Raw genomic sequence first — 14,908 nt, 5'->3', positions numbered from 1 at the left:
TCATCGTTGACTTCATTCCTATTAGTGGTCAGTTTTCTTGTTGACGGTTTGATTTTATTGGGTCTTATGATTATGATGAAAAAAATCCGCCGGACAGAAGAACTCGAACGAAGACAGGAGCAGGTAGCTTCTGAGATTGAAGACTTGTTTTCCTCTTATTTGTATGAGATTAAAGAAGAGAATAAGCGTATGGAGGCCTGGGCTTCTTCCAGCTCCGTAACAGAGCAGGTGTCCGGAGAGGGCGGGGATGAAGAAAAATACAGCATGTATGTGCCTCCCGTTCCAGATCCATCCGTCGATGACTATCAGCCCTCCCTTCATTCCAAAGTGATGGAAATGAAGAAGAACGGGTGGTCAGCAGAGGAAGCGGCCCGGGCATTAAATAAAGGAAAAACCGAAATCGAACTGATGTATAAGTTTAACCGGTAAAAATGCTGAAAAAAACTTGAACGATCATTACCTTTGTGGTATATTTACTGACGGTGTCAATACACACGCCTTTGGATCCGCTTGTGAGGTTGCTCCGATACGGAGTTCACAGGAAGGAAATGAAAAGGGCGGAGGATACTAAAAAAACCAAAACAGGAGGAACAAACATGTCTGTAATTTCTATGAAACAGCTTCTAGAAGCTGGTGTTCACTTTGGACACCAAACTCGTCGTTGGAACCCGAAGATGAAGAAATACATCTTCACGGAGCGTAACGGCATCTACATCATCGACCTTCAGAAAACAGTGAAGAAAGTTGATGAAGCATTCAACTATGTGAAAGAGGTCGCTGCTGACGGCGGTAACATTCTTTTCGTAGGTACGAAGAAACAAGCACAGGATACTGTACGTGATGAGGCTACCCGCTGTGGTATGTACTACATCAACCAACGCTGGTTGGGCGGTACCCTTACAAACTTTGAAACCATCCGCAAACGTATTAATCGTTTGAAAGATATCGAGCGTATGGAAGAAGACGGTACTTTCGACGTACTTCCTAAAAAAGAAGTCGTTGATATGCTTAAAGAAAAAGATCGTCTTGTTAAATTCCTAGGCGGTATTAAAGAAATGAAGAGCCTTCCGGATGCAATGTTCGTGATCGATCCTCGTAAAGAGCGCATCGCGATTGCTGAAGCTCATAAATTGAATATCCCAGTTGTCGGTATCGTTGATACGAACTGTGACCCTGACGAAATCGATTATGTCATCCCTGCAAACGATGACGCAATCCGTGCTGTCAAACTGCTTACTTCCAAGATGGCTGACGCTGTCCTTGAAGCGAAGCAGGGGGAAGAAACAGAAACAACTGAAGAAACTGAAGCTGCTGTAGAAGCTGCTCAGGAGTAAGAAGGGTCTAAAGGTGATAAGGGGGTATACCTTTATCACCTTTTTTAAAGATTTCCTTTTATTCAACCAGTTCCGGTATGTGGCCGGGCTGTTTAACCTTGTACATTAAAAAGGAGGCTTTCACAATGGCTGTAAATGCAAAGATGGTAAAAGAACTACGTGAAAAAACAGGTGCTGGAATGATGGATTGTAAGAAAGCACTGACTGAAACTGATGGTGACATGGACAAAGCGATCGAATGGCTTCGTGAGAAAGGGATTTCCAAAGCGGCTAAGAAAGCAGACCGTATTGCAGCAGAAGGTTCTGCAGCAATTGAAATCTCCGGTAACACGGCTGTTCTTTTCGAAGTGAACTGTGAAACAGACTTCGTTACGAAGAACGACCAGTTCAAAGAACTTCTAAAAGATCTTGGTCAGCACCTTGTTTCCCAAAAACCTGCAACTGTTGAAGAAGCACTTGAGCAGAAGCTTCATGGTGAAGGCGAAACACTAAGCACATACATTACAGAGCGCGTAGCGAAAATCGGAGAGAAAATCTCCCTCCGCCGCTTCACACTCAAAGAGAAAACAGACAACGACGCATTTGGTGCCTACATCCACATGGGCGGAAGCATCGGCGTATTGACTGTACTTGAAGGTTCTACGGATGAAGCTGCTGCAAAAGACGTAGCGATGCACGTAGCTGCTGTAAACCCTCGTTATGTTTCCCGTGACGAAATTCCTCAAGAGGAAGCGGAAAAAGAGCGTGAACTTCTTAAAACGCAGGCCTTGAACGAAGGCAAGCCTGAAAACATCGTTGAAAAAATGGTGGAAGGCCGTTTGAACAAGTTCTTCGAGGAAATCTGCCTGCTTGACCAGAGCTTCGTAAAAGATCCGGACCAGAAAGTGAAGCAGTACGTTGCTTCTACCGGCGGTCAGATCACAAACTTCGATCGTTTCGAAGTCGGCGAAGGTATGGAAAAACGTGAAGAAAACTTCGCAGACGAAGTCATGAGCCAAGTTAAAAAATAATGATGTTGAAACATAGGGGACACTGCAGGTGTTCCCTATTTTCAAAAAGGCTACATACATGATATACATGCTATGAGCAGCCATGTTCGATTTTTAGAAAAACACACGGGAGGTAACTATGACTACTGCTCGCTATCGGAGAATTGTATTAAAATTAAGTGGAGAAGCCTTAAGTGGTAAAGCAGGATTCGGGCTTGAGCCGAGCATCATAAAATCTGTGTCACGTCAGGTGAAGGAAGTGGCTGAACTTGGCGTGGAAGTAGCGGTTGTTGTCGGAGGCGGCAACATCTGGCGCGGCAAGGTCGGTGCTGAAATGGGCATGGACCGTGCAAATGCCGATTATATGGGAATGCTGGCTACAGTCATGAACTCACTGGCTCTTCAAGACAGCCTTGAAAACTTAGGGATCCCAACCCGTGTCCAAACTTCTATAGAAATGAGACAGGTGGCTGAACCTTATATCCGTCGTAAAGCCATCCGTCATTTGGAGAAAAAGCGTGTGGTTATTTTTGCTGCCGGAACAGGAAATCCGTATTTCTCAACAGATACAACGGCTGCTTTAAGAGCGGCCGAAGTGGAAGCGGATGTCATTCTGATGGCTAAAAACAATGTGGACGGCGTCTATACAGACGATCCGAAAACGAACGAGGATGCCGTGAAATATGATGAGCTTTCCTACATGGATGTTTTAAATGAAGGACTGGGTGTAATGGATTCAACAGCTTCTTCATTATGTATGGACAACGATATTGATTTACTGGTATTCTCGATTACGGAAGATGGAAATATTAAAAAAGCCGTAATGGGCGAAAATATTGGAACCATTGTGAGGGGGAAATAAATTATGTCTGAAGCTGTGATTAATGAAACGAAACAACAAATGGAACAAGCGGTGCAAGCTTACTCCCGTCAACTTGCCACGGTAAGAGCGGGACGCGCGAACCCTTCAATCCTGGACAACGTATACGTGGATTACTACGGTGCTGCAACTCCATTAAATCAGCTGGCACAGGTGTCTGCACCTGAACCACGCCTGCTTGTCATTACTCCATATGACAAGACAGCGATTGCTGAGATTGAAAAAGCGATTCTTAAAGCAGACCTCGGTCTGTCACCATCCAGTGACGGTAATGTTGTACGTATCAACATTCCAGCACTTACGGAAGAGCGTCGTAAGGATCTTGCGAAAGTAGTAGGAAAGTATTCGGAGGAAGCGAAAGTACAGGTTCGTAACATCCGCCGCGATTCCAACGATCGTTTGAAGAAGCTTGAAAAAGACGGCGAATTGACAGAAGACGATCTTCGTTCCTACCAGGACGATGTGCAGAAGCTCACCGACCAGAATGTAGAGAAGATTGATCAACTGGCTAAAACAAAAGAAGAAGAAATCATGGAAGTTTGATTTTTCTCTAACCTCATATGCCATAAAGTGGTAAAGCCGCGCTGTAGATGTTTGGCAGCGCGGTTTTCTTTTTTTCACCGGCTGCAGGGCTCGGCATATACGATGCATTTAGTATATAATAGAAAGATGGAAGACACGGACTGGAGGATTAACGATGCCAATCAAGTTTCCATTTGCAAAAACAAAAAAACAAGCAGAGGCACAGCCGCTCGGGCTTGATCATACTCATCTTCCGAAGCACGTGGCCATTATCATGGACGGGAACGGCCGCTGGGCTAAAAATAGAGGAATGCCGCGGATTGCAGGACATAAAGAGGGTATGGGAGTGGTGAAGAGGATTGTAAGCTATGCTTCTGACCTCGGTGTCCAGGTGCTGACGCTGTATGCTTTCTCTACAGAGAACTGGAAACGGCCAAAGAATGAAGTGGAGTTTCTCATGAAGCTTCCTGTAGATTTCCTGAATACATATCTGCCTGAATTGATTGAAAAAAACGTTCAGGTCCGTACCATTGGCGATTTTGATGTTCTGCCTCCCCACACGAAGAAAGCCGTCCAGGAGGCGATCGAACGAACGAAGGACAATGATGGACTTGTATTGAATTTTGCCCTGAACTACGGCAGCCGTTTCGAAATGGTGCATGCAGTCAGGCAGATAGCAGAAAAGGTGAAAGAGGGCGCTCTCGACCCCTCGGATATCAGTGAAGAAATGTTTTCTTCGGAGCTGTATACGTCCGAGTTGATAGAGCCGGACCTTTTGATCCGGACAAGCGGGGAACAGCGCTTGAGCAATTTCCTGTTATGGCAGCTGGCCTATGCAGAATTCTGGTTTACAGAAGTGTACTGGCCTGACTTTAATGAGAGCCATTTCGAAAAAGCTCTTTATGATTTTCAAAATCGCAAACGTCGGTTTGGCGGAGTATAAGGTGTGAATGAAGGAATGAAACAAAGAACAATTACTGCAGTAGTAGCAGCACTTATTTTTATCCCGATTGTTCTCCTTGGGGGATGGCCGTTTAAAGCCTTTGTCTATTTCGTAGCCAGTATCGCCCTGATGGAGCTGATACGTATGAAGAAAATTGCCCGGTATTCGGTCGCGGCAGGTCTGGGTCTTGTCCTGATGTGGGCGCTCATGTTTCCGTATGAGGTCTTCGACAATGTGGTGGACTCCGATGACCTTGTAACGAAATCGGAAATCACTCTGCTGGCGGTCCTCGTCCTGTTGAGTTATACCGTGCTCGTGAAGAACCGGTTTACATTTGATGATGCAGGGTTCCTGCTTCTTTCATCCATCTACATCGGTATGGGTTTCAATTACTTAATTGAAACAAGGGATGCAGACTTACCGTATATCCTGTTCGCCCTATTCATCGTATGGGCAACAGATACGGGTGCCTATTTGTTCGGAAGGTCGTTTGGAAAACATAAACTGTGGCCGCAGATCAGTCCTAAGAAAACGATCGAAGGCTCTATCGGCGGCGTGGTCCTTGCCTGTGTTGTAGCCTTTATTTTTCATCTCGTTGAACCCCTGGAGCATTCTTTGATTGTCGTTCTTCTTGTAACGGTGCTCATATCGATTGCGGGGCAGATTGGAGATCTTGTTGAATCAGCTTTCAAGAGACATTATGCAGTTAAGGACTCCGGAAAGATCCTTCCCGGGCACGGTGGTGTTCTTGACCGGTTTGACAGCTTGATATTCATTCTTCCAATTCTGCATTTAATCAACTTTATTTAGTAATCAAGAAGGGATGGAGAACATGAAACACATTTCATTATTAGGGGCGACAGGCTCTATTGGGATACAAACACTGGATGTCATCAGGCTCCACCCTCAACAATTTTCGCTGTACAGCATGGCTTTCGGCCGTAACGTAGAGAAAGCCGTCCCGCTTATACAGGAATTTAAACCAGCGGTCATTGTTGTGCAGGATGAGGATACAAAGCAGCGTTTGCAGAGGGAAATAGACCATTCCCACATTCTTATCGGAAGAGAAGGTTTAATTGAGGCTGCTTCTGCCGATGATGTGGATGTCGTCGTCAACGCTGTGATGGGAAGTATCGGTCTGCCTGCTACATTAAAAGCCATTCAGGCTCGTAAACAAATCGCCATCGCTAATAAAGAAACCCTCGTAACGGCCGGTCACCTCGTTATGGCGGAAGCCGAAAAATACGGGGTGGAACTGCTTCCGGTAGATAGTGAGCATTCCGCTATATTCCAGGCTTTAAATGGTGAGAACAGGAAAGAAATAGAAAAACTGATCATTACCGCTTCCGGTGGCAGCTTTAGAGATAAGACGAGAGATGAGCTGGAGGGCGTGACGGTGGAAGATGCATTGAACCACCCCAACTGGAGCATGGGGGCGAAAATTACGATCGATTCAGCTTCCATGATGAATAAGGGACTTGAAGTTATTGAAGCCCACTGGCTTTTTCAAGTGCCTTATGAACAGATTCATGTTATTCTTCATAGAGAAAGCGTGATTCATTCCATGGTGGAGTACGTAGACCGGAATGTCATAGCCCAGCTTGGGACACCGGATATGAAAGTGCCTATTCAGTATGCCTTGACCTATCCAAACCGGATGGACCTTCCAATTACGAAGCATTTGAACTTAGAAGAAATTGCGGCTCTCCATTTTGAGAAAATGGATATGGAGCGTTTTCCATGCCTGCGGATGGCCTATGAAGCGGGCAGAGCAGGCGGATCCATGCCTGCTGTACTGAACGCAGCGAATGAAGAAGCTGTTCAAATGTTTTTGGAAGGCCGAATATCCTTCCTGGAAATCGAATCATACATCGGAGAAGCGTTGGAAAGACATGACAAGATTCATAACCCGGACTTGTCTACCATAATTTCTATTGATGAGGAAACAAGGAAGAGAGTCCGTTTCCATTTAAATTAAAAGGAAGGTGCTTCATTTGACTACAGTGATTGCATTTATACTCATGTTCGGATTATTGGTGTTCGTCCATGAGTGGGGGCATCTCATATTTGCCAAACGGGCAGGTATGCTGGCGCGTGAGTTTGCCATCGGCTTTGGGCCGAAAATATATCATTTTAAGAAAAATGAAACCTTGTATACCATCCGCCTGCTTCCTATCGGCGGTTATGTCCGTGTAGCAGGGGAAGATCCTGAAATTGTAGAATTGAAAGCCGGTCATCATGTCGGTCTGGAATTCAATGATGAGGGCAGGGTGAACCGGATCATTGTGAATAATAAATCCAAGCATCCAAAAGCCCGTGTCATTGAAGTCGAAAAAGCGGATCTTGACCACCGGCTGGTTATCGAAGGTTATGAAGTGGATGAGGACGAAAAGCTTTATTTTGAAGTCGATCCAAAAGCGATGTTCGTCATGGATGAAAATGAAACACAGATTGCGCCGTATAACCGGCAGTTCGCATCCAAAACGGTACCGCAGCGCGCCATGCAGCTGTTCGCCGGTCCGATGATGAATTTCGTCCTGGCGATTATCCTGTTTATGATTTTAGGTTTTATTCAAGGAGTACCTTCGGATGAAGCCAAACTTGGTGAGATTCAGAACGGCACACCAGCCCAGGAGGCCGGTCTCAAAGCCGGAGATGAAGTGACCGCTGTGGACGGGGAATCCGTCAGTACATGGGAGGAGTTCACGTCCATCATAAGAAACCATCCCGGAGAGGAAGTTACGTTGACTGTTGAACGGGACGGGTCCGTTCAACAGATGAATGTGACCCCTGCTTCCATAGAGGATCGGGATATGACGATTGGGCAGGTAGGTGTAGCCAGAGCGTTTGAGGAATCCCTTACTGACAAGCTGACATTTGGTTTCACTCAGACGTATGAGTGGGCCGGATTGATCCTGACCAACCTTGGTAAACTCGTAACGGGGCAGTTTTCGCTTGATATGCTTTCGGGCCCAGTCGGAATTTATGATGCTACAGACCAGGTCGTTCAGACGGGGTTCACCAACTTTGTCATGTGGACGGCTATCCTGAGCATTAACCTTGGTATTGTCAACCTTCTTCCACTCCCAGCGCTTGACGGCGGACGTCTGATCTTTGTAGGGCTGGAAGGTGTCAGAGGGAAGCCGATTGACCCTCAGAAGGAAGGGCTTGTCCATTTCATTGGATTTGCTCTTCTGATGCTGTTAATGCTCGTCGTAACATGGAACGATATTCAACGCTTATTCCTATGATGAATCCTACAGCTGGAAGTCTAAAGGCAACAGGCGTTACCTGGACTTCCGGCTTTCTTTTATTAACATTGAATTGAGGTGTAGATGATGAGACAAAGTCATATGTTCATTCCTACTTTAAAAGAAAACCCAGCTGATGCAGACATTAAGAGCCACCAGCTTTTAGTCCGCGCCGGCTACATACGCCAGATTGCTTCCGGAATTTATAGTTTCCTTCCAATCGGGCAGCGTGTGCTGAGAAAAGTCGAAAATATTGTAAGAGAAGAAATGGAAAAGATCGGCGCTCATGAAATGGCTATGCCTGCCCTTGAGCCTTCCGAACTATGGAAGGAAACCGGCCGCTGGTCTACGTTCGGCTCGGAGCTGATGCGTTTGAATGACCGTCACAACCGTGAATTTGCTCTTGGAGCGACACATGAAGAAGTCATTACAAGCCTTGTACGTCATGAAGTCAAAAGTTATAAGCAGCTTCCATTGACGGTCTTCCAAATTCAGAATAAATTCCGTGATGAAGCACGTCCCCGTTTTGGTCTGCTCCGCGGCCGCGAATTTTTAATGAAGGATGCCTATTCCTTTAACGAATCTTATGAAAGCCTTGACGAAACCTATGATCTGATGTTCCAGGCATATTCCAACGTGTTCTCCCGCCTGGGCTTGAATTTCCGTGCGGTCATCGCTGATTCCGGGGCCATGGGAGGGAAGGACACCCATGAATTCATGGTTCTTTCTGAAGTAGGGGAAGATGTGATCGCCTATTCAGACACCTCCCGCTATGCTGCCAATATTGAAATGGCTCCTGTAACAGCCGTTTATGAAAAGTCTCCGGCAGCACCTATGGACATGGAGAAAGTCGAAACGCCGGACTGCAGAACCATGCAGGAGGTCGCAGACTTTTTCGGGCATAAATTGGAGGAAGGCTTAAAGGCGATTCTGTTCAAAGTGGACGAGCAGTTTGTCATGGCTGTAACAAGAGGGGATCATGAAGTCAACGATGTGAAACTGAAAAACCTCTATGATGCGGATATGGTGGAGCTTGCAACAGCGGAAGATACGAAGCGCATGATGGGTGCCGGCTTCGGTTCCCTTGGTCCTGTAGGAGTCCCGGAGGAAGTGGAAGTCGTTGCAGACCAAGCTGTTGAAGCCCTTGTTAATGTTACCTGCGGTGCTAATGAAGACGGATATCACTATAAAAATGCTACCCCTGAAAAGGATTTCCAAGTATCCCGTTATGCGGATCTCCGTTTCATCCAAGAAGGTGATCCATCTCCGGATGGGGAAGGAGTCATTAAATTTGCCCGTGGGATCGAGGTTGGACATGTGTTCAAGCTTGGGGAATTCTATTCCCAGCGCATGAATGCAACATTCCTTAATGATCAGGGGAAAGCATCAACGATGATCATGGGCTCCTACGGGATTGGAGTATCACGGACTCTGGCGGCTGTTGTGGAACAGTACAACGATGAACGCGGCATTACCTGGCCGGCCAACATCGCTCCATTCCAGGTTCACCTTCTTTCTATGAATCCGAAGAAAGAAGAGCAGAAGGAACTCGCTGATCAATTGTATGATCAGCTGCTTGAATCCGGTATTGAAGTTTTATATGATGATCGTAAGGAAAGAGCCGGCGTGAAGTTTGCGGACAGTGATCTTTTCGGAATCCCTGTACGGGTTACGGTTGGAAAACAAGCCGGCGAAGGAATTGTAGAAGTGAAAGAACGAGCGTCTGGAGAGCAGAAGGAACTTTCTGCTTCAGAAATCGCTGACTATATAAAAAACTGGTACAAAGCTTAATTTTTTGTAACGGGAGGTACCCTTGCTTGGGATCAGAGGAGCAAGGGTATTTCCATGAATGAGCTTGGTCCTTATGGTAAGGGGAGGAATCACGTTGAGTGTGAACAGTCAGGAGAAGATGCACTATTTACTGGAGCAGATCCAGTTTCCTCATAATCTGATTGAACCTCATTTCAAAGAAAGCCGGATGCAGAAGCTTGTGGTCTTCAAGGAAAAGAAAGCGTGGCATTTTCATTTTGCCATGCCCAGGCCGCTTCCGCCTTCGATTTATGAGCTGTTCACAAGTAAGTTGATCCATGCTTTTCGTGCCATTGCCGAAATCGATTGGACAATTGAGGCAGACAATAAGGAGCTGCCCCAGGAAGATATTGTAGAGTACTGGCAGAACTTTATTAAGACGCTGACCAATTTGACCCCGGGGTACAAAGATCTATTGCTGGAACAACAACCAGAAGTTAACGGAAATAAGATTATGTTAACCTGCAGGAATTTAGCTGAAAGTCATGCCGTACAGAAAAAGCTGGAGGAACCGCTCAAGCAGTATGCCCAGCGGGCAGGTCTTCCTGCCTTTGTTTTATCCACACAGGTGAAACATGAAAAAGAGGAAATCAAAAAGTTTCAGGAAGAACGGCAGAAAGAAGATAAAATCCTAGTGCAGCAGGCAGTGAAAGAACAGGAAGAACGGGCGAAGGATAAAGACGATCAAAAGCCTAAAGGGCCGATTGAGATCGGCTATAAAATCCAGGATGACATCATTCCTATGGAGGAAATTCAGGAAGAAGAGAAGCGCATCGCTGTCCAGGGGTATGTGTTTGATGCCGAAGTGAAGGAGCTCCGCTCCGGCCGGCACCTTCTGCTGTTGAAGGTCACGGACTATACCGACTCCTTCTCTATCAAAATGTTCTCCCGCGGAGATGATCACGCTGATATGTTCAAGCTCGTCCAGCCGGGCATGTGGATCAAAGCCCGGGGAGGCGTTCAAACAGACAGCTTCACCAATGAACTGACGATGATGGCTAACGATATCAATGAAGTGAAGCCGAAGCTTCGTCAGGATGAAGCGCCTGAAGGGAAGAAACGGATAGAACTGCATGCCCATACGACGATGAGTGCTATGGACGCTCCAGTATCTCCTTCCCGTCTGATTAAGCAGGCAGGGGACTGGGGGCATGAAGCGATTGCCATCACCGATCACGCCGTCGTGCAGGCGTATCCTGACGCGCACAGTGCAGGGGAAAAGAATGGGGTGAAAATCCTTTACGGTGTTGAAGCCAACCTGGTTGATGATGGGGTGCCGATCGCCTATGGAGAACAGGACCGGGAGTTAGAACAAGCTTCCTATGTTGTTTTTGACGTAGAGACGACTGGTTTATCAGCTGTTTATGACAAGATCATTGAACTGGCAGCCGTGCGGATTCAAGGGGGAGAAATTGTCGACCGCTTCGAATCCTTCGCCAATCCTCACCATCCGCTTTCCCAGACGACGATCGATCTGACAGGCATCACTGATGATATGGTGAAGGATGCGCCTGAGATTGAGGAAGTGTTGAAGGATTTCTATACGTGGACTGGGGACGACATTCTCGTTGCCCATAACGCAAGCTTTGACATGGGCTTCTTGAATGCCGGCTATCAGGCGATCGACTTAGGGAAAGCCGGGAATCCGGTCATTGATACCTTGGAACTGGCTCGTTTTCTCGTCCCGGAGCTGAAAAACCACCGGCTGAATACCCTTTGTAAGAAGTTCGATATTGAGCTTACCCAGCACCACCGGGCTATATATGATGCTGAAGCGACTGGTTATCTTCTGTGGAAGCTTTTGAAAAGAGCGATGGAAAGGGAAATAACCAATCACCAGAATCTGAACGACTACATGGGTGAAGGGAAGGCATATCAACGCTCAAGGCCGTCCCATGCCACACTGCTGGCGACGAACAGCACCGGCTTGAAAAACATCTACCGGCTTGTTTCTGAAGCACATGTGAACTATTTCTACCGTGTGCCGCGGATTCCAAGATCCCTGCTTAAAAAGTATCGGGAAGGTATTCTTGTCGGATCCGGCTGTGATAAAGGGGAAGTCTTTGAAACGATTATGCAGAAATCGGAAGAAGAAGCTGAGAAAGTGGCGGATTTCTACGATTATATTGAGATTCAGCCTCCGGGGAACTATTATCACCTTGTTGAAAAAGACCTCGTTCAGACAGAAGCGCAGATCCTTGATATTCTTAAGCGTCTGACCGCTCTGGGAGAGCGGCTGGGTAAGACGGTTGTTGCAACAGGGAATACCCACTATCTTGAGCCGCATGAAAAGCAGTACCGGCAGATTCTTATTTCGTCTCAGAACGGAAACCCGTTGAACAGACAAACCCTGCCGGAGGTGCACTTTAAGACGACGAACGAAATGATTGATGAGCTTTCCTTCCTTGGCAGAGAAAAGGCGGAGGAACTGGTCGTGACGAATACGCATAAAATCAACGATATGATCGGGGAAGTTTCTCCAGTGAAGGATGACCTTTACACGCCCAATATTGAAGGGGCTGATCAGGAAATCCGTGATATGTCCTATAATAAGGCGAAAAGCATCTACGGGGACGATGTGCCGCAGTTGATCATAGACCGGCTGGAGAAGGAACTGGATAGTATCATTGGGAACGGTTTTGCGGTTATTTATCTCATATCTCAGAAGCTCGTTACAAAATCCCTGGAGGACGGCTATCTCGTTGGCTCACGGGGTTCTGTTGGATCGTCCTTTGTGGCGACGATGACAGAAATCACCGAAGTTAACCCGCTGCCTCCTCATTATGTCTGCCCGTCGTGTCAGTACAACGAATTCTTTACAGATGGTTCTGTAGGTAGTGGGTTTGACCTGGAAGAAAAAGACTGTCCTGAATGCGGGACACCTTTGAAGAAAGACGGCCAGGATATTCCGTTTGAAACCTTCCTTGGGTTCAAGGGGGATAAAGTCCCGGATATTGACTTGAACTTCTCAGGTGAATATCAGCCGCATGCACACAACTATACAAAAGAGCTGTTCGGGGAAGACAACGTCTACCGTGCCGGAACCATTGGTACAATCGCTGAAAAGACGGCCTACGGCTATGTGAAAGGCTATGCGGGTGATCATCAGCTCCATTATAAGAATGCGGAAATCGACAGGCTTGTCCATGGATGCACAGGCGTCAAGCGGACGAGCGGACAGCACCCTGGAGGGATCATCGTCGTCCCGGATGATATGGAGATTTACGACTTTTCTCCTATACAGTATCCGGCAGATGATACAAAGTCTGAATGGAGAACGACGCACTTTGATTTCCACTCCATTCACGATAACCTTCTTAAGCTGGATATCCTCGGACACGATGACCCGACCGTTATCCGTATGCTTCAGGATTTGAGCGGCATCGACCAGAAGGAGATTCCTGTCGACGATCCTGAAGTTATGAAGATCTTCAGCGGCCCTGAAGCTCTCGGAGTAACGGCGGAACAGATCATGTGTAAAACCGGAACCCTTGGGGTACCGGAATTCGGTACACGGTTCGTACGACAGATGCTTGAGGATACAAAACCTAAAACCTTTGCTGAACTTGTCATCATTTCAGGCCTTTCCCACGGTACTGACGTGTGGCTTGGCAATGCGGAGCAGCTGATCAATGACGGCATTTGTACACTGCCGGAGGTTATCGGCTGCCGTGATGATATCATGGTGTATTTAATGCATAAGGGTCTTGATCCATCCCTTGCCTTTAAAATCATGGAATTTGTGAGGAAGGGAAGAGGCCTCCAGGATGAATGGATTGAAGAAATGAAAAAGCATGGAGTGCCGGACTGGTATATTGATTCCTGTAAGAAAATCAAATACATGTTCCCGAAAGCACACGCCGCTGCTTATGTTCTGATGGCCGTCCGGATCGCCTATTTCAAAGTCCATTACCCGATCTTCTTTTATGCGGCTTATTTCACTGTCCGGGCCAGCGATTTCGAGCTGGAAACGATGATGAAGGGATCCGACGCGATCCGTGCCCGTATGAATGAAATTCAGAGCAAAGGATTTGATGCCACACCGAAAGAGAAAAGTTTGATGACTGTGCTCGAAATTTCCCTTGAAATGTGTGAGCGCGGGTTCAGCTTTAAAAACGTGGACCTGTATAAATCAAGCGCGACTGACTTCCTCGTGGAGGGAAATCAGCTGATTCCTCCATTCAATGCGGTTGATGGTCTTGGTACCAACGCTGCTATTAACATCGTTCAGGCCCGCGAAGAAGGGGAGTTCCTTTCCAAACAGGACTTAAGAGAGCGGAGCCGGATCTCCAAAACGGTGCTGGAATATCTGGATAACTTCGGTTGTCTTGAAGGAATGCCGGATGAAAACCAGCTGTCTCTTTTTTAGGGCGGCATGGTTTTCATCCGTGAACAGCCCTCCGGTTGCAAACCACAGGCAGTTGTGATATATTTTTTATGGTGAGAAGAGCGATAGGAACGCCGAAAGAGTGGGGTAACCCGCTCTTTTGTCATATTTCAGGCTCTTACTTTTGTGGAAACTTTTCAATGCAGCAGGGGTCTTTTATGCCCGCGAAGAGAAACCGCTATGATCCATGTCATAGCGGTTTCTCGTGGCCTCTGTGACTGGAAAGCCCTGGTACTTAAATGAAATCAGCCCAATCATCTAATACTAAGGAAACTAAACAATGAACAGGCCAAAGGAGGGAAAAGCATGAGTGATCATGTGACATCCGTAGCGGAACGTCTTGTCCAGCCAATCTTGGATGATATGAATTTGGAACTTGTCGACATCGAATACAAAAAAGAAGGGCAGAACTGGTATCTGCGCGTCTTTATTGATAAAGAGGGCGGCGTTGATATTGAGGAATGCGGTCAAGTGTCGGAGCAGCTAAGTGAAAAGCTGGATGAAGAAGACCCTATCGATATCCCATATTTTCTAGAGGTTGCTTCTCCAGGAGCGGAACGCCCGTTGAAAACGGAAGCTGACTTTAAGAAGTATACCGGTAATTATGTCTATATGAAGCTGTATGAACCAATTGATGGGGAGAAGGAGTTTGAAGGGACATTGAAGTCTTTCGAACAATCCACAGCTGTCGTAGAAATCCGTATAAAAACAAGAAAAAAACAGTTGGAAATTCCTTATGAAAAAATAGCCAAAGCGAACCTAGCTGTTACGTTTAATTAAGGGGGAGAAATCG

General features: G+C 46.7%; 12 protein-coding genes. All 12 read left to right on the top strand.

The window, feature by feature from the left end; translation table 11 throughout:
* Nucleotides 1-6 precede the first annotated feature (6 nt).
* A complete protein-coding gene (locus GLV97_RS07755) occupies nt 7-429 on the top strand; it encodes a hypothetical protein (RefSeq protein WP_160889441.1) in 423 nt (140 codons plus the stop codon).
* A gap of 167 nt (nt 430-596) precedes the next feature.
* Nucleotides 597-1,334, top strand: a complete 738-nt coding sequence (gene rpsB / locus GLV97_RS07750; RefSeq protein ID WP_074734064.1) for a 30S ribosomal protein S2 — start codon at nt 597-599, stop codon at nt 1,332-1,334.
* 125 nt (nt 1,335-1,459) lie between these two features.
* Nucleotides 1,460-2,344 carry a translation elongation factor Ts gene (gene tsf / locus GLV97_RS07745; protein ID WP_160835629.1) on the top strand — a complete coding sequence of 295 codons (885 nt, stop codon included), beginning with the start codon at nt 1,460-1,462 and terminating at the stop codon, nt 2,342-2,344.
* Between the two features lie 118 nt (nt 2,345-2,462).
* Entirely contained in the window at nt 2,463-3,185 is a 723-nt protein-coding gene (gene pyrH / locus GLV97_RS07740) for a UMP kinase (RefSeq protein WP_160835630.1), read from the top strand.
* A 3-nt stretch (nt 3,186-3,188) separates the two neighbouring features.
* The gene (gene frr / locus GLV97_RS07735; RefSeq protein ID WP_027954235.1) at nt 3,189-3,746 is read left to right on the top strand and encodes a ribosome recycling factor; all 558 of its coding nucleotides are present in this window, start codon (nt 3,189-3,191) and stop codon (nt 3,744-3,746) included.
* Between the two features lie 154 nt (nt 3,747-3,900).
* The gene (locus GLV97_RS07730; RefSeq protein WP_160835631.1) at nt 3,901-4,668 is read left to right on the top strand and encodes an isoprenyl transferase; all 768 of its coding nucleotides are present in this window, start codon (nt 3,901-3,903) and stop codon (nt 4,666-4,668) included.
* 15 nt (nt 4,669-4,683) lie between these two features.
* Nucleotides 4,684-5,478, top strand: coding sequence for a phosphatidate cytidylyltransferase (locus GLV97_RS07725; RefSeq protein ID WP_160889440.1), 795 nt, complete (start codon nt 4,684-4,686; stop codon nt 5,476-5,478).
* Between the two features lie 22 nt (nt 5,479-5,500).
* Entirely contained in the window at nt 5,501-6,646 is a 1,146-nt protein-coding gene (dxr, locus tag GLV97_RS07720; RefSeq protein ID WP_160835633.1) for a 1-deoxy-D-xylulose-5-phosphate reductoisomerase, read from the top strand.
* A 16-nt stretch (nt 6,647-6,662) separates the two neighbouring features.
* On the top strand, nt 6,663-7,919 hold the full coding sequence (gene rseP, locus GLV97_RS07715; RefSeq protein ID WP_160889439.1) for an RIP metalloprotease RseP: 1,257 nt from the start codon (nt 6,663-6,665) through the stop codon (nt 7,917-7,919).
* A gap of 87 nt (nt 7,920-8,006) precedes the next feature.
* Nucleotides 8,007-9,710, top strand: coding sequence for a proline--tRNA ligase (locus GLV97_RS07710; RefSeq protein ID WP_160840273.1), 1,704 nt, complete (start codon nt 8,007-8,009; stop codon nt 9,708-9,710).
* 94 nt (nt 9,711-9,804) lie between these two features.
* Entirely contained in the window at nt 9,805-14,097 is a 4,293-nt protein-coding gene (locus GLV97_RS07705; protein WP_160835636.1) for a PolC-type DNA polymerase III, read from the top strand.
* Between the two features lie 324 nt (nt 14,098-14,421).
* Nucleotides 14,422-14,895 carry a ribosome maturation factor RimP gene (gene rimP, locus GLV97_RS07700; protein WP_160840275.1) on the top strand — a complete coding sequence of 158 codons (474 nt, stop codon included), beginning with the start codon at nt 14,422-14,424 and terminating at the stop codon, nt 14,893-14,895.
* The last annotated feature ends 13 nt before the right edge of the window (nt 14,896-14,908 follow it).

Origin of the sequence: Halobacillus litoralis (assembly GCF_009856355.1) — a bacterium.
In the GTDB taxonomy this organism is placed as follows: Bacteria; Bacillota; Bacilli; order Bacillales; family Halobacillaceae; genus Halobacillus; species Halobacillus litoralis_B.
The sequence above is the reverse complement of the archived record's forward strand: the minus strand, read 5'-3'. Positions and strand labels throughout refer to the sequence as shown.

What these genes read in the sequence shown, in the direction of transcription:
- GLV97_RS07725 (WP_160889440.1), top strand. Translation starts at nt 4,684, where the DNA reads ATGAAACAAAGAACAATTACTGCAGTAGTAGCAGCACTTATTTTTATC.
- GLV97_RS07710 (WP_160840273.1), top strand. Translation starts at nt 8,007, where the DNA reads ATGAGACAAAGTCATATGTTCATTCCTACTTTAAAAGAAAACCCAGCT.
- frr (WP_027954235.1), top strand. Translation starts at nt 3,189, where the DNA reads ATGTCTGAAGCTGTGATTAATGAAACGAAACAACAAATGGAACAAGCG.
- pyrH (WP_160835630.1), top strand. Translation starts at nt 2,463, where the DNA reads ATGACTACTGCTCGCTATCGGAGAATTGTATTAAAATTAAGTGGAGAA.
- dxr (WP_160835633.1), top strand. Translation starts at nt 5,501, where the DNA reads ATGAAACACATTTCATTATTAGGGGCGACAGGCTCTATTGGGATACAA.
- rpsB (WP_074734064.1), top strand. Translation starts at nt 597, where the DNA reads ATGTCTGTAATTTCTATGAAACAGCTTCTAGAAGCTGGTGTTCACTTT.
- rimP (WP_160840275.1), top strand. Translation starts at nt 14,422, where the DNA reads ATGAGTGATCATGTGACATCCGTAGCGGAACGTCTTGTCCAGCCAATC.
- tsf (WP_160835629.1), top strand. Translation starts at nt 1,460, where the DNA reads ATGGCTGTAAATGCAAAGATGGTAAAAGAACTACGTGAAAAAACAGGT.
- GLV97_RS07730 (WP_160835631.1), top strand. Translation starts at nt 3,901, where the DNA reads ATGCCAATCAAGTTTCCATTTGCAAAAACAAAAAAACAAGCAGAGGCA.